16 protein-coding genes are annotated in these 18,572 nt (G+C 52.8%); 11 read left to right on the top strand and 5 right to left on the bottom strand.

The annotated features are described in order from the left end of the window. Positions 1 to 26: 26 nt before the first annotated feature. From AC0VXT_RS10700 to AC0VXT_RS10660, 9 genes are all read left to right on the top strand, one after another. Positions 27 to 1,100: a glycosyltransferase family 4 protein gene (locus AC0VXT_RS10700; protein ID WP_475545425.1), complete on the top strand. Its 1,074-nt coding sequence runs from the start codon at positions 27 to 29 to the stop codon at positions 1,098 to 1,100. Beyond that, a complete protein-coding gene (locus tag AC0VXT_RS10695) occupies positions 1,097 to 1,714 on the top strand; it encodes a histidine phosphatase family protein (protein ID WP_475545424.1) in 618 nt (205 codons plus the stop codon). The genes AC0VXT_RS10700 and AC0VXT_RS10695 overlap by 4 nt, the downstream gene beginning before the upstream one ends. Further along, entirely contained in the window at positions 1,711 to 2,853 is a 1,143-nt protein-coding gene (locus AC0VXT_RS10690) for a glycosyltransferase family protein (RefSeq protein WP_475545423.1), read from the top strand. Before AC0VXT_RS10695 ends, AC0VXT_RS10690 begins: the two co-directional genes overlap by 4 nt. Continuing rightward, a complete protein-coding gene (locus AC0VXT_RS10685) occupies positions 2,850 to 3,608 on the top strand; it encodes a polysaccharide deacetylase family protein (RefSeq protein WP_475545422.1) in 759 nt (252 codons plus the stop codon). The genes AC0VXT_RS10690 and AC0VXT_RS10685 overlap by 4 nt, the downstream gene beginning before the upstream one ends. Beyond that, a complete protein-coding gene (locus AC0VXT_RS10680) occupies positions 3,599 to 4,222 on the top strand; it encodes a hypothetical protein (RefSeq protein ID WP_101300206.1) in 624 nt (207 codons plus the stop codon). Before AC0VXT_RS10685 ends, AC0VXT_RS10680 begins: the two co-directional genes overlap by 10 nt. Before the next feature lie 100 nt (positions 4,223 to 4,322). Next, positions 4,323 to 6,158, top strand: coding sequence for a dipeptide ABC transporter ATP-binding protein (locus tag AC0VXT_RS10675; RefSeq protein ID WP_475545421.1), 1,836 nt, complete (start codon positions 4,323 to 4,325; stop codon positions 6,156 to 6,158). Next, positions 6,155 to 8,089, top strand: coding sequence for an ABC transporter substrate-binding protein (locus AC0VXT_RS10670; protein WP_475545420.1), 1,935 nt, complete (start codon positions 6,155 to 6,157; stop codon positions 8,087 to 8,089). The genes AC0VXT_RS10675 and AC0VXT_RS10670 overlap by 4 nt, the downstream gene beginning before the upstream one ends. 78 nt (positions 8,090 to 8,167) lie before the next feature. Then, a complete protein-coding gene (locus AC0VXT_RS10665) occupies positions 8,168 to 9,166 on the top strand; it encodes an ABC transporter permease (protein WP_412776409.1) in 999 nt (332 codons plus the stop codon). Further along, positions 9,163 to 10,332, top strand: coding sequence for an ABC transporter permease (locus tag AC0VXT_RS10660; RefSeq protein ID WP_475545419.1), 1,170 nt, complete (start codon positions 9,163 to 9,165; stop codon positions 10,330 to 10,332). Before AC0VXT_RS10665 ends, AC0VXT_RS10660 begins: the two co-directional genes overlap by 4 nt. A gap of 69 nt (positions 10,333 to 10,401) precedes the next feature. Here the strand turns inward: AC0VXT_RS10660 and AC0VXT_RS10655 are convergent, their stop codons facing one another. Genes AC0VXT_RS10655 through dusA form a run of 4 tightly spaced genes read right to left on the bottom strand, consistent with a single transcriptional unit; the run spans position 10,402 to position 15,520 of the window. After that, positions 10,402 to 11,259, bottom strand: coding sequence for a class I SAM-dependent methyltransferase (locus tag AC0VXT_RS10655; RefSeq protein ID WP_475545418.1), 858 nt, complete (start codon positions 11,257 to 11,259; stop codon positions 10,402 to 10,404). Between the two features lie 51 nt (positions 11,260 to 11,310). After that, the gene (locus tag AC0VXT_RS10650; protein ID WP_475545417.1) at positions 11,311 to 12,507 is read right to left on the bottom strand and encodes an MFS transporter; all 1,197 of its coding nucleotides are present in this window, start codon (positions 12,505 to 12,507) and stop codon (positions 11,311 to 11,313) included. Then, positions 12,504 to 14,528: a bifunctional tRNA (5-methylaminomethyl-2-thiouridine)(34)-methyltransferase MnmC2/FAD-dependent 5-carboxymethylaminomethyl-2-thiouridine(34) oxidoreductase MnmC1 gene (gene mnmC / locus AC0VXT_RS10645; protein ID WP_475545416.1), complete on the bottom strand. Its 2,025-nt coding sequence runs from the start codon at positions 14,526 to 14,528 to the stop codon at positions 12,504 to 12,506. The genes AC0VXT_RS10650 and mnmC overlap by 4 nt, the downstream gene beginning before the upstream one ends. Continuing rightward, positions 14,525 to 15,520 (bottom strand): tRNA dihydrouridine(20/20a) synthase DusA, encoded by a 996-nt coding sequence (gene dusA, locus AC0VXT_RS10640; protein ID WP_475548576.1) that lies wholly within the window; start codon positions 15,518 to 15,520, stop codon positions 14,525 to 14,527. The genes mnmC and dusA overlap by 4 nt, the downstream gene beginning before the upstream one ends. A 142-nt stretch (positions 15,521 to 15,662) precedes the next feature. Between dusA and AC0VXT_RS10635 the strand changes: the two genes are divergently transcribed. Both AC0VXT_RS10635 and AC0VXT_RS10630 read left to right on the top strand, forming a co-directional pair. Further along, complete coding sequence (locus AC0VXT_RS10635) at positions 15,663 to 16,016, top strand: ArsC/Spx/MgsR family protein (RefSeq protein ID WP_475545415.1); 354 nt, start codon at positions 15,663 to 15,665, stop codon at positions 16,014 to 16,016. Positions 16,017 to 16,029: 13 nt separating this feature from the next. Continuing rightward, positions 16,030 to 16,701: an HAD family hydrolase gene (locus AC0VXT_RS10630; protein WP_475545414.1), complete on the top strand. Its 672-nt coding sequence runs from the start codon at positions 16,030 to 16,032 to the stop codon at positions 16,699 to 16,701. Between the two features lie 86 nt (positions 16,702 to 16,787). Here AC0VXT_RS10630 and ggt read toward each other — a convergent pair whose 3' ends face one another. Next, complete coding sequence (gene ggt / locus AC0VXT_RS10625) at positions 16,788 to 18,503, bottom strand: gamma-glutamyltransferase (RefSeq protein WP_475545413.1); 1,716 nt, start codon at positions 18,501 to 18,503, stop codon at positions 16,788 to 16,790. Positions 18,504 to 18,572 lie beyond the last annotated feature (69 nt).

The raw sequence follows: 18,572 nt of genomic DNA, 5'->3' as shown, positions 1-18,572 counted from the left end.
ATCCAGTGCCGTCGGGGGACAGGTTGATGGCGCGGATGTTGGTTGCCGCCCTTGAAGGGGCTGACATGCAGGTCGATATTGCAGCGCGTCTGCGCAGCCGGGTTTCAGATGGCAATATCCTAAAACAGGCGCGTCTGGCCGAGTTGGGGACGAAGCTGGCTGGACGACTGTTGCGCCAATATCAAACCGGCTTTCGCCCAAAGCCCGACATTTGGTTTACCTATCATCTATATTACAAGGCACCGGACTGGGTTGGTCCGATTGTCGCCAATGCGTTGGACATCCCCTATGTCGTGGCCGAGGCATCCTTTGCCCCCAAACGCGCAGATGGCCCGTGGCAGCAAAGTCATCAGGCGGTGGAATTGGCTCTGCGTCACGCAGATGCGGTCTTTTCGCTTAATCGTGCGGATATGGAATGCCTAAGACCAATTTGTGACGCTAGGAAATTGCATTATCTCGCACCCTTTACCCAGATTGAAAACTGGCAGGTGACCCAACGGGCCGATATCGATCCTGCCTGCGTAAAACTTGTCACAACGGCAATGATGCGCGATGGCGACAAAATGAAATCCTTTGAGGTCTTGGCAAGCGTGCTGGGCCGCCTTAAACGCGAAAATGTTGAAAACTGGCATTTGACCGTCATTGGTGATGGTCCGGAGCGGACATCAGTCGAAGGTTTGTTTACCGCGCAGGGGATCACGACACAGAACCTTTGTTTCGCAGGGCTGTGTAGTTCAGGTCAAACACGCAAACATCTTGCGTCTGCCGATCTGTTTGTTTGGCCGGCGATTAACGAAGCATACGGTATGGCCTTGCTTGAGGCTCAGGCTTCAGGGTTACCTGTGTTGGCGGGAAATACGGGTGGTGTGCCTGGTGTGGTGTCGGATCAGAAAACAGGTTGGCTTGTCCCGGTTGGGGATGAATATGCTTTTGGTGCGCAGCTAACAAGATGTCTGACAGATCAGATTGATACACTGCGTTCTTTCGGGCGCAATGCGGCTACAAAAGCCAAGCAGGATCACACCATCGGTGCAGCATCAGATGTATTGGGTTCTGAGCTTCGCAAGATCGTTGCAAATGCAACGGTGGGGCGCGCATGAACAAAATACGCTTTGCCCTTTTACGCCATGGGGTGACCGACTGGAACGTTGAAAAACGTATTCAGGGCCGTTCTGACATTTCATTGCGGGCTGATACCATCGCCAAATACCAGACCCGACGTTTGCCAAACGATTGGCGAGCCGTTCCGTGGTTTTGCACGCCACTGTCACGCACACGTGAAACAGCCGATGCCTTGGCGATTTCACCGGTCACACCGCAACCCGATCTGATTGAGATGGATTGGGGCGATTGGGAAGGTCAGCGATTGCCCGATCTTCGTCAGTTGCTTGGGGCTGCCATGGCGCAGAATGAAGATCGTGGCTGGGCGTTTCGCCCGGACGGCGGCGAAAGCCCGCAAGATGTTCTGGTGCGTGTCCAGGGTTTCCTTACCAGACAGATAAGTACGCATGGCGCCGTAAAATTTGGCGCGATCACCCACAAAGGCGTTATTCGTGCTGTTTGTGCTGCGGCACGTGGATGGGACATGATGGGAAAAATCCCCGATAAACTGGATTGGGAATGCCTGCATGTTTTTGACTGGTCTGAGCAAGACGGTTTTGAGGTTGTGAAACTCAACATCGCCTTAATTCCCGCCGGTGGGGGTAATGTATGAGCGACGTCATGGTCTATGTTCAGCATTTGCTTGGTATTGGGCATGTAAGGCGTATGGCCCTGATCAATCAGGCGATGCGCGGGCAGGGACTAACGGTGACTGTTGCCAGTGGTGGCATCCCGGACCCGGCACTTGATTTTGCCGCAGACCAAGTTGTGCAATTACCCGCATGCCGCACAGCCGACAGCAATTTTTCAGGGCTTGTTGATGCCAATGATTGTCAGGTCGATGAGGATTGGAAAAGCCGCCGGACACAGGACTTACTGGCAGCATTCAAAAAGGCATCGCCAAAACTGCTTCTAATTGAAATGTTCCCGTTTGGACGGCGAGCATTTCGGTTCGAATTGATCCCCCTGATGGACGCGGCCAAGAAGGCCGGTATCCCCATTGTCTGTTCGGTGCGCGACCTTTTGGTGCGTAAGAAAGACCCGGTAAAGACCAAGTGGATGCGCGATATCGCCCGTCAGTATTTCGACAAGGTTCTGGTGCACGGCGATTCCGATCTGTTTGGCTTTGACCATAGTTTTCCGTACGCTAATGATATCGCCGACCTGATTACCTATACTGGCTATGTCGCGCCAACCAACGCATCGGAATATTTGACCGGACAGGATGATACACGAAGTGGGGTTCTGGTATCGGCGGGCGGTGGTGCAGTTGGTGCTGAGCTGATCGAAATTGCCATTGCTGCGCGGGAGCATTCAGAGCGGTTTCGAAATGCGCAGTGGGACATCGTTGCCGGGCCGCATTTCGCGCAAGAACGCTTTGGCGCAGTATCGCAAACATTGCCGCCCGGCATGGTTTTGCATCGCTTCCTGCCAGACTTTCGCGCCCGCATGGCCAAGGCTGCTGTGTCTGTTTCGCAAGCCGGGTACAATACGTTGATGGATGTTCTTTCGACAAAGACACCTGCGGTTATGGTGCCGTTTGCCGAAGGTGGCGAAAGTGAACAAAAAGAGCGCGGCGAAATTTTATCAAGTGCCGGTGTCATTTCCCTGCTTGATCTTAGTGGCCTGACTGCGCAATCATTAGCAAAACAAATAGATCGTGCCAATCAACCGCAAAATCTCAGTATTGCGTTGGATGGTGCGCAAAGAACTGCGTCACTTATCGCAGCTTTGATAAAGGGATCGGCATGAGCAGTTGGGATCATTTGCGCGCAGAACTTGATCTGTGGCAGTCCGAAGGACGGATTGCCACGGCTTGGTGGCGCGATGATGATGCTGTAACGGTAACCCCGCAACTCGATACCATTCTGGCATTTGAACAGAAATACAAGGTGCCGCTTGCCTTGGCCGTGATTCCGGCAAATTTGCAAAATAATCTGGTCGAACGGCTGGCAGAAACTCTTGATACCCGTGTATTGCAGCATGGGTGGGCCCACCAGAACCATATGCCAGACGGGCGCAAAAAACAGGAACTTGATGACGTGCGCGATCTTGGTGCTGTCGTTGCCGATTTGCGCACAGGGTTTTCGGTGCTGTCATCACGGTTTGGGAACCGGTTTCTTCCGGTGGTTGTTCCGCCGTGGAACCGGATCGCCGATGATGTGATCGCAACCCTAAATTCCCTCGGTTTCTGTGGTTTAAGCACCTTTAATGCGCGCCAAACTGCCGAGCCGTATAAGGGGCTGTTGCAGGTAAATACCCATGTCGATGTCATTGATTGGCGGGGCAGTCGTGGATTTGTTGGCGAAGACGTGGCGCTTGGGTCTATGATCGCCCATCTTGCCGCCCGTCGTACCGGTGCTGCTGACCCAAAAGAGCCGACTGGTATCCTGACCCATCATCTGGTCCATGACGGGGCAACAACACATTTTCTTGATAATCTTTTTTCGATGGAACATTCAGCACTCAGCTGGCTAAGAATTCCCGGAGTATTTCCATGGCAATAAGTCCGAACAAACATCCGGAGCTCGATGACGCGCCAGTCGTTGACGAAGCGGTTGATCCGGTAAAACCAGCCGGGGTGCATGATCGTGATGTGCAAATGCTGGCCTATCCGACAAAAACAATGGCGCCTGATTTGGCCAAATCAATTGTTGGTTTGCTGATTTGCGGGGTGATTGCCCTGATCCCGGAAATGCTTGCCATCATTCAATGGACCGCAGCCGGGCTGTCCTTGCTGTTCATTTTTTACTTTGTGCGGACTTTGCTGCGGTTCCAGTCGAAAATTTACATTTCCGAATATGGCATTCGTCTTTCAAGCATGCGGGGCGGGACGGCGTTTGCCTGGTCGGAACTTTCGAAGTTCCGCTTGCGTTACTTCAGTACCAAGCGCGATGGCAACAAAGGTTGGTTTGAACTTACACTGCAAGCCGGAGATGCCAAGATTGTAGCTGAATCCACCTTGGTCGGCTTCGACGAACTTCTTGATATTTCTCGTGATTGGGCGAAAGATAACCAACTTCTTGTGGACGACGTTACACGTACCAATCTGATGCGCATGGATGAGGCTGAAACGCTTGTTCGGGCTGTCGCATCAGAAAGGTCAAATGGTGGTGCCTAAGAAATTATGACTGACATTCTGCGTATCAAGGACCTGAAGGTTGAATTTGTTTTGCCCCATATGCGGGTCAAGGCAGTCGAAAACGTCACTTTTCGGATTGGTGCGCAGGAAACAGTCGCTTTGGTCGGCGAATCAGGGGTCGGGCAAAAGCACAATTTCACAGGCCATCATGGGGCTGTTGCCCAAGGCCGCACAGATCACCAACGGTTCGATTATATTTGCAGACCCCGATAAGCCCGGAACGCGTGTCGATATTGCCATGCTTGACCGTTCTGGCGCGCAAATGCGGTCAATCCGCGGTGGCCGGATATCGATGATTTTTCAGGAGCCGATGAGCTCCCTGTCCCCGCTTCATACCATTGGCGATCAGATTTGCGAGGCTGTCCGCCTTCACCGAAAGGTCGGCAACAGCGAGGCCCGCGAACTTGCCAAGGAAATGCTAACGCTTGTCGGGTTTGCCGACCCAAAACGCGCGCTTAAGACATATCCGTTTGAATTGTCTGGTGGCCTGCGTCAGCGTGCGATGATTGCCATGGCCATGGTGTGTCGGCCGGCCCTGCTGGTTGCGGACGAACCAACCACTGCGCTTGATGTTACCATTCAGGCGCAAATACTGCGTTTGATCCGGGAAGTGCAAAGCGAACTTAAAATGTCGGTGCTGCTGATTACCCATGATCTTGGGGTCGTCGCCAATATGGCTGATCGCATGGTGGTTATCTATGATGGCCGGGTTGTTGAGTCGGGCAGGACCGATGACGTGTTTATCAATCCCGGCCATGCCTATACCCAGTCGCTGCTCGCTGCTGTACCGCATTTTGACATGGGGCCCGACGAACGGCTAAAGCCGTTGCGTGAAATCAAACCAAAGACCGGCAGTCTTTTAGCTCTTAACGAAGCTGAAGATGAGCCACGCGAACAAACCGAAGTTCCACCGTCATTGGCCTTACATCCAAGCATGGCGAGCGAACCGGTATTGGCTGTTCGTCATCTCAGCAAAAGCTTTACCCAGCGTAAGGGCAACTGGTTTAAGGCCGAACATCATTCAATCCCGGCAGTATCGGACGTATCGCTTACGGTGAACCGCGGCGAATGCGTTGGTCTGGTTGGCGAAAGTGGTTGTGGCAAGACAACGCTGTCCAAGCTGATTATGCGCGCGATGGACCCGGATGATGGATCGATCCTGTTTCGCGGTGAAAGCGGTCAGATGACCGAACTGACGGGTCTTGATGAAGATCAGCTAAATCCATATCGCAAACGTATCCAGTTTGTTTTTCAGGACCCGTTTGGGTCGCTGAACCCGCGCATGACGGTGCAGGATATCATCACAGAGCCAATGATCATCCATGGGGTCGGCAATAGCGCCTATCACCGTAAGATGGTACTCGAATTGATGGAAGTTGTCGGGCTGGATCCACGCTTCCTGAGCCGCTACCCACATAGTTTTTCCGGTGGCCAACGCCAGCGTATCGGCATTGCCCGTGCGCTTAGCCTTAAGCCGGATCTGTTGATCTTTGACGAACCGACGTCGGCACTTGATGTATCAGTTCAGGCGCAAATACTTAATCTTTTAAAAGATTTACAGCGTGATCTTAATTTGACTTATCTGTTTATCTCGCACAACCTTGCGGTCATAGATTATGTCGCGGATCGCATTGCTGTGATGTGTGCTGGTCGTATTGTTGAGTCTGCACCACGTGAACAGCTATTCCGCAACCCGCTGCATCCATATACGCAGGCGTTGCTCAATGCGGTTCCGTTTGCTGATCTGGACCATCCACTTGATTTCAACAAGATCATGGATGGCAAGGCGTCTGATCCGGCGCGCTGGCCGGCACCCTTTACGATTAACCGCGATAGCGACCCAAAAATGATGCAGTTTGCGGAAGACCATTTTGTACGCGCCGAGCGTGCCGATTTTACGGAGATAGCAATATGACCCGGTGGCCCAATGACAAAGGTTGTGTTTTCCGCCACGCCATCGTGGGGGTTATCTTCGCCGGTGGGCTTTGGTCCGGTGCGGCTGTTCTTTCGACATCAGCGCAGGCAGAGGTACCGTATTTTGAGGATGCCGTTGCCAGTGGCGACTTGCCACCGATGCTTGATCGGTTGCCAGAACATCCCAAAGTGATCGATTTCGAGGCTGAGGATAAAACTGTTGGCAAGTATGGTGGTCAGTTCGTGACCATCATGGGTCGGTCAAAAGACATCCGCATGGCGGTTGTTTACGGCTATGCGCGGTTGATCGGTTATGATGAAAACCTTGATCTGAAGCCTGATATTCTTGAAAGCCTTGATGTGAACGAAGAAGGGAATGTCTTTACCCTTCACCTTCGCAAAGGTCATAAATGGTCCGACGGCGAACCCTTTACCGCTGAAGATTTCCGCTACTACTGGGAAGATATTGTTAACAACGATGAACTTTTCCCGGTCGGCCCGCCGCGGTTCCTGTTTGTTGGCGATGAACCCGCAACCTTTGAAATTATTGACGAATTTACGGTGCGATATAGCTGGTCGCAGCCCAACCCGTTCTTTTTGACCGAACTTGCCGGAACACGGCCTCCATTCATTTATCGTCCGGCAAATTATCTAAAACAGTTCCATGAAAACTACCGCGATGCGGCCGAACTGGATGCCATGGTCAAAGAACGCGGTTTGCGCAGCTGGGCTGTATTGCACACCGATATTGACCGGCCCTACAAGCTTTCAAATATCAACCGTCCGTCGCTTGAACCATGGTTGATCACCACCGAAGAACCGTCTGATCGGTTCGTCTTTGTGCGTAACCCATTTTATCACAGGGTTGATCCGGCCGGGAACCAGCTTCCCTATATCGACAAGATGATCTTTAATATCGCCAACTCCAAATTGGTCCCGGCAAAAGTCGGGGCAGGTGAGGTCGATCTACAAAGCCGCATTCTGTCGCTAAAGGATTACACCTTCCTCAAACAGGCTGAACCACAACAAAACTATAACGTCCGCCTGTGGGATGTCGGGGCCGGTGCCTATGCCGCACTTTATCCAAACCTGACCTGTTCTGATCCGGTGTGGCGTGGTGTATTACGTGATGTTCGCTTCCGCCGGGCATTGTCACTTGCGATCAATCGCACCGAAATCAACCGCGTTATGTTCTTTGGTCTGGCACAGCCAACCAACAATACGGTTTTGCCAAAAAGCCCGTTGTACAAGCCGGAATATCGCGAAAACTATATCCAGTTCGACGTTGATAAGGCCAATGCACTGCTTGACGAGATGGGGCTTGATGAACGCAACGGTGATGGCATCCGGCTTTTGCCTGATGGCCGGCCAATGGAAATCATTGTTGAGACAACAGGCGAGAACCCCGAACACGATGATATGCTTGAGCTGGTTGGTGATAGCTGGCGGCAGGTCGGGATTAAGATGTTTGTCAAAGGGCTACAGCGCGAAGTTTTGCGCAACCGTGCCTATACCGGCGAAACCATCATGTCGATTTTCAATGGCATCGACAACGGTTTGGCAACACCCAATTCCGTACCGTCCGAATTTGTCCCGGTACAGCAAGACACCCTGCAATGGCCGAAATGGGGGCAGTACTATCAAACCGACGGCGAAGCTGGCGAAGCACCGGATATGCCTGCGGCCAAGGAATTGATGGTGCAATATCGCAAATGGCAAACCGGCAATGATGCCGCACGAATGGCGGCATGGCAGTCGATCCTTGATATCAATTCGGAAAACATGTTTTCCATTGGATTGATCGGGAATGTACCGCAGCCGGTTGTCGTTGATAAAGATATGCGCAATGTGCCGGAAAAAGGTATCCATAGTTGGGAGCCGGGTGCCTTCTTTGGCATTTATCGACCAGATACATTCTGGTGGGATCGATAAGACGAACAACTTGATTATTCGACGGTTTGTTCCTGATGTGGGATTGGGAATAAAACGTTTGGGGGAGCGTAACCGCCGATGCTGACCTTTCTGGCTAGACGGCTTTTTGTAATGGTGCCGACACTGATCATGATCAGTGTTCTGGTGTTTGTGATCATTCAGCTGCCCCCCGGGGATTTCCTGAGCACGTATCTCAACGAGCTGCAGTCACAGGGCGAGGCGGTTGATCCGGCAAAAATCGAATTTTTAAAGCACCAATACGGCCTTGATCAGCCGCTTTATGTACAATATTTCGATTGGGCCTGGGGGCTTTTGCATGGCGACCTTGGGTTTTCATTTGAATATAACCTGCCGGTGACCGAAGTCGTCGGCGACCGGCTGTGGTTGTCGCTGGTTCTGAATTTCAGCACCATTTTGTTCATCTATATCGTCAGCTTCCCAATCGGCATTTATTCCGCCACCCGGCAATATAGCTGGGGCGATTATGGCTTTACGCTGCTTGGTTTCCTTGGCCTTGCGATGCCAAACTTTCTGTTTGCTTTGATATTGCTGTATTACGCCAATGTGGTGTTTGGTACCTCAATCGGCGGGCTGATGGATCCGGAATTCATCAATCAGGGTTGGTCGTTTGCCAAGGTTATGTCCGTTGTCGAACATTTATGGGCGCCGGTGCTCGTCATCGGGACATCGGGAACCGCATCCATGATCCGACGCTTGCGCGCCAATTTGCTTGATGAGTTGGGCAAGCAATATGTGGTCACCGCCCATGCCAAGGGTCTGTCACCGCTTAAGGTACTGTTTAAATATCCGCTGCGCATGGCGCTTAACCCGTTTATTGCCGATATTGGTAATATCCTGCCGCAGGTGGTTTCGGGTTCGGTCCTTGTATCGGTTGTCATGTCCTTACCGACAACCGGGCCGATGTTGCTCACCGCTTTGCAAAGTCAGGACATGTACCTTGCTGGTTCGTTCCTGATGTTCCTTGCCCTTCTGACGGTTGTGGGGATGTTTGTTTCCGACGTTTTACTCGCCTGGCTTGATCCACGCATTCGATTGCAGGGAGGGGTCGGCAAATGAGCAGTGATGAAGAAAAACGCAACGCGCATTTTATCGATAAAGCACCCTTTAATCCCTACGAACGCGATGCCCTGACGCCGGAACAGGAAAAATACTATCTCGCATCGCAGTGGCGATTGACGTGGTGGCGGTTAAAACGCCATCGGTTGGCCTATGTTTCGCTGATCATTTTGGCTGTGATGTATGCGTCGGTGTTTATTGTCGAATTCATCGCACCCTATGCGCAGGAAACGCGCAATTCGAATTTCATCCATCATCCGCCGCAATCCATTCACCTGTTTCATGACGGGGAATTTGTTGGGCCATTTACATATGGCACGGATTTCTCTGTCGATATGGAAACGCTTAAACCGAACTACGTGCCAAACATGGGCCGGGTTGATCGGCTTCGGTTCTTTTGCTCTGGCGATGATTACGAATTCTGGGGCCTGATTAAAACCGATTTTCATTTCGTCTGCCCAGCACAAAACGGCACCTTGTTTGTCTTTGGCACCGACCGTCTTGGACGCGATATGTTTTCACGCATCATTTATGGTGCGCGGGTCTCGCTGACCATCGGTCTTGTCGGCATTACCGTCAGTTTCTTCCTTGGGATTGTGATTGGCGGGGCGGCTGGCTATTACGGTGGTTGGGTCGATGCAACCGCACAGCGCGTGATCGAGGTGATCCGTTCCTTGCCCGAAATCCCGCTTTGGATGGCGTTATCCGCAGCCTTGCCGGTCACCTGGAGCCCGATCCTGATCTATTTCGGGATAACGATCATATTGGGGCTGATTGACTGGACCGGTCTTGCACGAGCGGTACGGTCCAAGTTGCTTGCACTTCGCGAAGAAGACTACGCGCTTGCTGCTCGTTTGATGGGGGCATCGCCCAAAAGGATTGTCGCACGTCATCTTCTGCCAAACTTTGCCAGCCACTTGATTGCATCGGTAACCCTGTCGATCCCCAACATGATTTTGGGTGAAACAGCGCTTAGCTTCCTGGGGCTGGGCCTGCGGGCACCGGTGACAAGTTGGGGCGTGTTGCTTAATGATGCGCAAAACATCAATGCGGTTGCGGTGTATCCATGGCTGATGTTGCCGGTGGTGCCGGTCGTGATTGTTGTTCTGGCGTTTAACTTCCTGGGCGACGGCCTGCGCGATGCGGCCGATCCGTATAAAAATTAAGCCAATTCTCTGAGCTTGGCAGAAGGAAAGGCACCTGTTTTTTCTGGTGCCTTTTTTGCAGGCGGTATCTTACTTCTTGCGCAACCACAGGCTGGTTTCAATCGCACCCTTTGGCAGATGAATGCTTTTTGCCGGGGACGCATCAACAAGATCTTGCAGCCGTGTCGTTGCATAGGCACTCGACCACAATATTTCAAAGCCGTTTCCGGCTAAAAGGGACGCGACACCCTGTTGTTCATTATATCCGCGCCACTGCCATTCTGCAGGATAATCACCGGGCAAGGTGATGTCGTGGATATGAATGATTGTGCCGCTTGGCAATGTCGGGATGACTGATGAGAACAGCAAATCAACATCGGTTCCCGGCATCAGGATGTGGCTTGAGTCAATCGACAGGATATCGGCCCCCTTGATGGTCTCAAAAACTGCCGGGTCGGCCTTTTGCACGATGGTTTTCTCAACCGTAATTGGCAGTTCGGCGATATCGGCACGCGGGGCCGGATCAATCGCGTGAAACGCAGTTTCAAGGTCACCATCACGGATCGCACGGTGATAGAACCGGGTGGAATGGCCCGATCCGATTTCAACAATCCGCTTGGGGCGAAATTCACGCGTCATGACATAGGCCATCATGCCATCAAGGCGCGGGAACCAGCTTTGCTGCCAACGCGGTTCGGGCGGCACAGCATCGTTGAGCGTATCAAATATACTTTGGTATTTTTCCGCCTTGGTCAGCCATGCCTTCATCGTTGGCGCAGCCTGATCCATCATGCGTTCAATCGCCGGGTAGGTTGGCTTTCCAACCGCCTTTTCCGTTTCATCGGCATAGCGATACGGGATGAAATAGCCCGCAGGTGAACTGCCAAACAGGGTTTTCAGACCGAATTTCCAGCGGCGTATTCGGCGTGATAACGGCATTGACGTCATGAAGGCTCCCGTTTGACGGATTTGGTTGTGTTTGTTTTCATTAAAACTCTGTCAGTCACAGAATGTCTTGTCCTCGCCGCGCCAGCTTTGCATAAGCCAGAAGGAAAATACCAGCGCAATCCCTGAAAGTCCGGCCATGGCGTAATAGGCCTGTGATCCGAAATGATCATACAGCGGGCCGGATGCCCAGATGCTGCTGCCTAAAAACACCCCCATCGACAAGGTCGCCATCAGGCTTTGTGCCGAGGTCGCCAATTGTTGCGGTATGGCGCGCGCGATAAAGCTGACGGCTGCCAGATGGGTGATGCCAAAGGTCATGGCGTGTAACGGCTGAACAAGAACAATCATCCAGAATGCATCACTGCTGCCAAGTACAATCCAGCGCACAATACCCGCTGTTGCACCAAGGGCAAAAAGGATCCCCGGATGGCGTCCGCGAACAAACTTGCCAGCAACGGCAAACAGCGCAATTTCGGCAATCACTCCGATGGACCAGAATGTGCCGATCATTTCATGGGAATAACCAACCGTTTCCCAATGGACCGAGGCAAAGCTGTAATAGGTTCCGTGCGATCCTTGGGCAAAGCCGATACAGCCAAGATAGATCAGGAAAACCGGCTTGCGCAGCAGATACATAAGAGATGATCCGGACCTCAGAGAACGGTCTGTTTGTGGATCAGGCATGCGGGTGGTGATGGCAAAATTGACAATGCCAGCAACAAATAGCATCCAGACAATCCATGTAGTCGAGGTTCCATCGAGCACCCAACCCGCACCATAAGATGCAAAAATAAACGCAAGCGATCCCCAAAGCCGGACGCGCCCGTAATCAAGGTCGCGGGTTTTGCATTCATGCACGGTAATGGTCGTGCCGAGTGGCAACAGCGGGGAAAACGTAAAGCCAATCACAACGGACAACCCGGCCAGCCACCAGAAGTTACTTGAAACCGGAAACGCCAGAACGGTCAGGACATAAATACCCGCCAGCCACATCATCGGTGTTTTGCGGTTGCCTGTGTGGTCCGCACGCTGGGCAATCAATGGATCGGCAAACACCCGCACCCAGTTTGGCAGCGACAGCAAAATGCCGATTTCACCCGCCGACAATCCTTGCGCCTTTAACCATACCGGCCAATAGGGCAGGAAAACGCCTTGGATTAAGAAAAGCCCGACGAAAAACAGCGCAAGGATCGTCGCTGTTTGCATCCGTTCGGACGATTGCAGTGGGAATTTTCCGCGCATACTCATGCCGTGATCTGCCGCCGTTTCAATCCGCGAATGATGAACCGTGCGGGATGGATCGCATGCATCAGCTGTTTTTCCAATGGCAGGGGCATGGCGCAAATCTCACTGGCAAGAATTTCGGCGGAAAGTGGGGCGGCAATCAACCCGCGCGCCCCAAATCCGGTACAGATATACACGTCCTTGTGGTAGGGCGCATTGAAATATCGCGCGTAATTTTTACCTTTGTCCAGATCGGGATAGGTCGCAAGGAAGGCATCATAATCAGGGGCCGGGCCAACAATGGGCAAATGATCGGTTGTGACAGTACGAAGGGCCGCACGCCCACCAAGATCGCCGGGCGAAAGCACCTTTGCCACATCGGGTAACACATCGGCCAGTTGGGCAATGTTAACCGTATGGTCGCTTTCGCGCAGGTCGGTTTGTGTGTCGTCACGTGCAAATGTTGCCCCGAAGACATGAACACCTTTGCGCGCCGGGGTGATGTATCCCTTATGGCTCAACACACAGCGGATGTTATCTTGACCATGTGCATCGCTGACAATGTTTTGCGAAAATGTGCTGATCTGGCCGCGCACAGGTTGCATATGCGCGCTAAGCCACGCCGTTTGTGAAAGTTGCCCGGTTTCGGTGGCACAGGCAATGATTACTGCATCAAACGGGCCGTGCTGCACCCCATCACGGGATGTCAAAATCTTGCCCGATGTATCATCGGAAATTGTGACGATTTCTGTGGAAAGATGGATGGCAATCCCATCCAACAGGGCGTTGACAAAGGACGGCGGATTAACCCAGCCAGCATTAGGATAAAACAACCCGCCCGCAGGAAGGGGCAAACCAAATGCCGTGCTGGCCGCATCACGGTTAAGGGCTCTGACCAAATCTGGTTTGTCGGGAAGGCGGGCCATAAGGCCATTTTGACGTTCTTGCGTGCGCGGGTCTGTCACCATGGAAAGCACACCACAGAAATCAGCATCAACCAACCCGGCGTCTAACATGCGCTTGATCATGCGATGGCTAAACCGGAACCCGGCTTCGTAAAAACGCCCCATAATGGCGTTATCGACGGTTAAATAGGGTTCCAGCATACCAACCGCATTGCCCGACGCCGCACTGGCGGTATGTGTGTTCTTTTCAAACAGATGAACGTCACACCCGCGTTGTCGCAGCGCCTGTGCACAGGCCGCCCCTGCCATGCCAGCCCCAATGACCGCGACTGATCGGTGCGCGTGGGCTTTGGGCAGGATAAACCATGGATCATCGGAAATCTTTAATCCGGCCGCTGGCGGTGCCTTGGCGGGCAGGGTGGCGATGATCATGTCACGCTTGTGATTAAAGCCCTGGCGTTTACTGACCATGAACCCAGTATCTTTGAGCCCGTCACGCACAATGCGCGCGGAGCTAAAAGTCGCCAGTGTCGCCCCATCATCATGTGACGCAGATGCAAGGGCCGCAAACAGCTTTGGCTGCCACATGTCGGCGTTGCGCGACGGGGTGAAGCCATCAAGGAACCAGTAATCAATCGTACCGTCATAATCATCAAAACAGTCAGCCGCATCACCGATCAGAACTGTCAGACTGATTGCGCCCTCGCCAAGGATGAAACGATGGGCGCCGGGTAACATGGTCTCATTCGGCCAGATATCGACAAGTTGGTGTGAGAAATCCGAAAGCTCCGGCCAACTTTGATGGGCACGGATCATGTCGTCGCGCGAAAGCGGATATTTTTCGACAGTCACGAAATGCAGGCGTTTTGACCGGTTGGGGTCTTGTGCCCAACAGTGCCAAGCCGCCAGAAAATTCAATCCGGTGCCAAATCCGGTTTCACCAATGGTGAAATTATCGCGCGTTTGCCATGCGCTTGGCAGGTTGTTGCCGTCCAGAAAGACATAGCGTGCTTCTGCCAGACCATCTTTGGGGCTGAAATACACATCGCCAAAATGCGGTGAAAACGGCACATTGCCGTCGAGCCAGGTTATGTCACCGGCGACGGGATCGGCGTTTTCACCCGGTGCATCGGCTGTCATGCCGAAAGTACTTCGTCTTGCAGCTCGGGCACCAGGGCAAGTGCTTCACGCACAACCTCTGTCCCGGCCCCTTTGCGGTGTGCATTTTCGCTTAAATACCGGCGCCATTGTTTGGCTCCACGCATCTGTTGAAAAATGCCCAGCATATGACGGGTGACATGGCCAATCGTGCCGTTTTCTTCGCCAAGGTGTTGTTCGATATAGGGCAGCATTGCCTCGACTACGTGATGGCGGGTCAGGGGGGGCGTATCATCACCGTAAAACCGCTGATCGACATCCGACAAAACATACGGGTTTTGATAGGCTTCGCGCCCGATCATTACCCCATCGACATGCTTAAGATGATCTTCGGTCTCATCAAGCGTCTTGATGCCACCATTGATCAGGATTTCCAGTTCGGGAAATTCCTGCTTAAGCTGATAGACCAGCTCATAGCGAAGTGGCGGCACTTCACGGTTTTCCTTGGGCGACAGACCCTTAAGCCACGCCTTACGGGCATGGACGATGAACGTCTTGCACCCGGCATTGGCCACGGTTTCGGTAAACCGTTTGAGCGACGGATAATCTTCCTGATCATCAATGCCAATTCGATTTTTGACTGTGACCGGGGCACCACTGGCCGCAATCATCGACTTAACGCAATTGGCAACGATATCTGGTGTCGCCATCAAACACGCGCCAAACGCCCCATTTTGCACCCGATCCGACGGGCACCCGCAATTAAGGTTGATCTCGTCGTATGCATATCGATTGGCGATATCACACGCACGCGCCAGATCATCGGGATCACTGCCGCCAAGCTGTAAGGCGACCGGATGCTCCGCATCGTTAAAGCGCAGATGCCGATCCACACCGCCATGAATGATCGCACCTGTTGTGACCATTTCGGTATAAAGCAACGTATGCCGACTGATCTGCCGCAAGAAAAAGCGATCATGCCGGTCCGTCCAATCCATCATCGGGGCGACGGAAATACGTCGATTAACAGTCATATCTGTGCCGTTCGTCATCAAATCAGGGTCAATGGGGTTGCCGTCGTCAAGGCGTGGTCTTTATATAGGTTCAATGATTTAGGGTCAAAACCGTTTGTGTCGTGCATGGCTGCATCGCACAGACATCAAAACAGGAATGAACATGGTTACGATTTACGGCATCAAGAATTGCGACACGGTGCGCAAATCCCTGAAATGGTTTGACGCCAAGGGCGTTGAAAACAAACTTCATGATTTCCGTGTCGATGGCATTGATGCCAAAACTATTGCGAGCTGGTTGGATGAAGTCGGTGGCAAGGTGCTGATCAATAAACGCGGGCCAAGCTATCGCAATCTGTCAGACACCGATAAGGCAACGCTTGAGCAGGGCGGACCAGCGGCGGCGGAAATCCTTGCGGCCAATCCAACCGTGATCAAGCGTCCTGTGGTTGATTTTGGAAGTACCCGCACCGTCGCCTATGACGAAGCCCGGTGGGCAGAACTGGCTGGTGTGTAAGGATAATCAAAACATGACCAAACCAGTTGTACACGGTGTAATCTTTGATTGCGATGGTGTTCTTGTTGATACCGAAACTCTTGCATGTCGTGTCTTGACCGAGCAGCTCTGTGGCTATGGTTGCGATATGGATATGCAAAAAACCCATGATCTTTTCATCGGCGGTACACTTGCGATGGTGCCACCCAAAATGAAAGACCTGTTTGGCATTGCCTTGCCAGAAGACTGGCTGTCAGAATGCTATTCGCGGACTTTTACGGCATTTCGCAACGACCTTGAACCCTATGCCGACCTCGGCCCGATCCTTGATCTTCTGGATGCCAAGGGCATCCCTATGGCGGTTGGCAGCAATGGTCCACATGACAAAATGGAAGTGTCATTGGGCAAGGTTGGGCTTAAAGAACGCTTTAACGGCAATATTTGTTCGGCCCACGATGTTGCTAATGCCAAGCCACACCCGGATGTCTATTTGCTGGCAGCTAAAAAGATCGATGTTCCAATTTCAGAATGTGTCGTCGTTGATGACAGTCAGAACGGTGTGCGTGCAGGTGCTGCGTCCGGTGCGACCACCATTGGTTTGGTTGATATCACGCCCGCCGACATGCTGCGCGCAGCGGGGGCCGATTACATCGCAAGCGACCATAAAGAGCTGAATGCCCTTCTTGATGATTGGCTAACTGTCTAACTGGCAGCTAAGCCTGAATGTATGACGTTTCCAATGAAAAACGGGCAGCCACATTATGTGCTGCCCGTTTTGTCTGACCAAGGTGGTTACTCCCCGATCACGATGCCTTCGCGCCGTGGATCGGCGCCACCAATCACCCCATCCTCGGTGATCATGATGGCATGGATACCGGAATTAAGATCCCGAATGCTGGTCTCAAATCCCATGTCCTCAAGGGCCGGGGCAAGGTTCTCGGCCCAGGTACCTGCTTCCAGATCAAAGGTGCCGAACCGGTTGACCAAATGGGGCATGGTGACCGCTGCCTGAGGATGCTGTTGCCAGTCAATCATGGCGATGATCGACTGTGTGACATAGCCAATGATCCGTGACCCGCCGGGCGATCCGGTTGCGATAAATGGTTTATTGTCCTTCATGACGATTGTCGGCGCCATTGAGGAGCGGGGGCGTTTGCCCGGTTCAAGCCGATTGGCAATGGGAACGCCGTCCGTGTGCGTGCGGAAGGAAAAATCAGTTAGTTCGTTGTTGAGCATGAAGCCCCGCACCATCAGGCGTGAGCCAAAACCGTTTTCAATCGTGGTGGTCATCGACGCAACATTGCCGTAGGCATCAACGATAGAAAAATGACTTGTGCTGGGAAATTCGATGGCGTCGTCGTCAGAAAGGTTCATCGCGTGGCTAAAGGCTGGCGTTCCCGGTGCGACATCTTCAAGGGCTGTATCGCGCTTAAGCTGTTCGGACCGGACTGCGAGATAGTCCGCGTCAAGCAACCCGGTTAACGGCATGGGAACGAAATCAACATCGGCCATATAGCGCCCGCGATCAGCAAAGGCCAAGCGGGATGCATCCCCAATCAGGCGCCAGCTTTCTGCTGAATTCGGACCAAGAGATGCAATGTCATAAGGCTCAAGAAGCCCAAGCGTCTGACCAACCGTGAGGGCACCTGACGACGGTGGCCCCATGCCGCAAACATCATATGCACGGTAGGTCGCGCAAACCGCAGCGCGTTCTTTGACGTGATAACGGGCAAGATCGCTAAGCGATAAAACACCGGGGTTCCAGCTTGCACCGGTGACTTTGGCCACGATGTCTCTCGCAATCTGTCCGGTATAGAAGTTCGTTGTACCGTTTTCGGCCAAATCTTTTAGGGTCGTGGCATATTGCGGGTTTTTTAAAACCGTCCCGACTGTCAGTGGCGCACCGTCTTTGTCAAAGAAATAGCTTTTCGCAACCGGATCACGTGAAAGCTTTTCTTGGTCACTGGCGATCAGTTCTGCCAGTCGCGGGGAAACTGAGAAGCCGTTGGTCGCTGTGTTAATTGCCGGGACAAGCAAATTTTCCCATGGGAGTTGCCCCCACTTTTCGTGGGCGGATTTCATCAAGGCCGGAGTCCCCGGTGTTCCGACCGACCGTCCACCAACAACTGCATCATAGAATTCAAGCGGTTCGCCGTTTTCATCTTGAAACAGGGTTGGTGTGGCATTTTCCGGTGCGGTTTCGCGTCCATCCAGCGTTGTAAGCTTTTCTGAGTTTGCATCATAATACACCAGAAAAGCGCCCCCGCCGAGGCCCGAGGACTGCGGTTCTACAAGGCCAAGCATCGTTTGCACGGTGACCATCGCATCAATCGCATTGCCGCCACGGCGCAGGACGTCTGCCCCGGCCTGAACTGCAAGCGGGTTGGCCGCCGCGATCATCCAGTTATCGGATGTGATCGATCTGGCGAGCCCGATGCGTTGTGTGTTGCCGGTTTCTGGCGCGACGGCGTCGGTGGCTTGCTGGGCATGTGCCGAGGGTATGGACATGCTGGTTAAGCAAGCAATCGTAACAAAGGACGCAAAGCGGAAAGATGTATTTTTGCGGGGCATATCAAC

Source organism: Thalassospira sp. Z349TD_5 (assembly GCF_056173045.1).
This window is presented reverse-complemented; position numbering and strand designations above follow the sequence as displayed.

What these genes read in the sequence shown, in the direction of transcription:
- AC0VXT_RS10680 (WP_101300206.1), top strand. Translation starts at nt 3,599, where the DNA reads ATGGCAATAAGTCCGAACAAACATCCGGAGCTCGATGACGCGCCAGTC.
- AC0VXT_RS10695 (WP_475545424.1), top strand. Translation starts at nt 1,097, where the DNA reads ATGAACAAAATACGCTTTGCCCTTTTACGCCATGGGGTGACCGACTGG.
- AC0VXT_RS10700 (WP_475545425.1), top strand. Translation starts at nt 27, where the DNA reads ATGGCGCGGATGTTGGTTGCCGCCCTTGAAGGGGCTGACATGCAGGTC.
- AC0VXT_RS10690 (WP_475545423.1), top strand. Translation starts at nt 1,711, where the DNA reads ATGAGCGACGTCATGGTCTATGTTCAGCATTTGCTTGGTATTGGGCAT.
- mnmC (WP_475545416.1), bottom strand. Translation starts at nt 14,528, where the DNA reads ATGACAGCCGATGCACCGGGTGAAAACGCCGATCCCGTCGCCGGTGAC.
- AC0VXT_RS10655 (WP_475545418.1), bottom strand. Translation starts at nt 11,259, where the DNA reads ATGACGTCAATGCCGTTATCACGCCGAATACGCCGCTGGAAATTCGGT.
- dusA (WP_475548576.1), bottom strand. Translation starts at nt 15,520, where the DNA reads ATGACTGTTAATCGACGTATTTCCGTCGCCCCGATGATGGATTGGACG.
- AC0VXT_RS10635 (WP_475545415.1), top strand. Translation starts at nt 15,663, where the DNA reads ATGGTTACGATTTACGGCATCAAGAATTGCGACACGGTGCGCAAATCC.
- AC0VXT_RS10660 (WP_475545419.1), top strand. Translation starts at nt 9,163, where the DNA reads ATGAGCAGTGATGAAGAAAAACGCAACGCGCATTTTATCGATAAAGCA.
- AC0VXT_RS10665 (WP_412776409.1), top strand. Translation starts at nt 8,168, where the DNA reads ATGCTGACCTTTCTGGCTAGACGGCTTTTTGTAATGGTGCCGACACTG.
- AC0VXT_RS10685 (WP_475545422.1), top strand. Translation starts at nt 2,850, where the DNA reads ATGAGCAGTTGGGATCATTTGCGCGCAGAACTTGATCTGTGGCAGTCC.
- AC0VXT_RS10630 (WP_475545414.1), top strand. Translation starts at nt 16,030, where the DNA reads ATGACCAAACCAGTTGTACACGGTGTAATCTTTGATTGCGATGGTGTT.
- AC0VXT_RS10670 (WP_475545420.1), top strand. Translation starts at nt 6,155, where the DNA reads ATGACCCGGTGGCCCAATGACAAAGGTTGTGTTTTCCGCCACGCCATC.
- ggt (WP_475545413.1), bottom strand. Translation starts at nt 18,503, where the DNA reads ATGTCCATACCCTCGGCACATGCCCAGCAAGCCACCGACGCCGTCGCG.
- AC0VXT_RS10650 (WP_475545417.1), bottom strand. Translation starts at nt 12,507, where the DNA reads ATGAGTATGCGCGGAAAATTCCCACTGCAATCGTCCGAACGGATGCAA.